Annotated in this window: 1 protein-coding gene; it reads left to right on the top strand. The window is 52.1% G+C overall.

Going from position 1 to position 720, the window contains the following annotated elements; translation table 11 throughout:
- On the top strand, positions 1 to 720 hold a 720-nt coding region (locus tag J4G07_22325; protein ID MCE2416721.1), incomplete at both ends, for a phytanoyl-CoA dioxygenase family protein.

Below are 720 nucleotides of genomic sequence, written 5' to 3'. Positions count from 1 at the left end.
GGAAATCGAACATGAACGCTGACGAAAAATATCTATTCGATCTGAACGGTTACCTTATTATCAAGAACGTGCTAACACCCGAAGAGGTAGCAATAGCGAATGAAGCGATTGATAAACATGGTGAGCAAGGACGCATCCGTCCACGCGAACAGGCTCTCGATGGCGGCTCCCTGGAATTAAAAGGTGAGCAGGGCAGAGGGGAACTCGGCGGTATGCTCAATTGGGAGGAACCGTGGTGTAATCCGTTCCGACACATGCTTGCACACCCGACACTCATTCCTTATCTCAATGAAATATTGGGAAAGGGCTTCCGTATGGATCATCAAATGTTCCTGCTTTCAATGGACAAGGGTGCAGAGGGGCATACGTTTCATGGCTCCTCCGGTCCTGGCTTCGATCCGAACCAATACTATATTTTCCGTGACGGACGTATGCACAACGGCTTGACTGTCGTCACATTCCAATTGACGGACGTGCCCCCCGGAGCGGGAGGGTTAATCGTTATACCGGGAAGCCATAAGAGCAACTACCCGTGTCCACAAAAGATGCGGCTTTACCAAGAACACCAAGAGAACATCCGACAACTCGTCTGCAACGCCGGCGATGTGGCAATCTTCACGGAGGCGGTGACGCATGGAACGCTTCCGTGGACAGCCGACCATCCGCGCCGCTCCATTCTAACCCGTTATACCGCAGGCAACATGGCGTATGTTCCTGCCT

The organism is Candidatus Poribacteria bacterium (genome assembly GCA_021295715.1).
Classification (GTDB): domain Bacteria; phylum Poribacteria; class WGA-4E; order WGA-4E; family WGA-3G; genus WGA-3G.
This window is presented reverse-complemented; position numbering and strand designations above follow the sequence as displayed.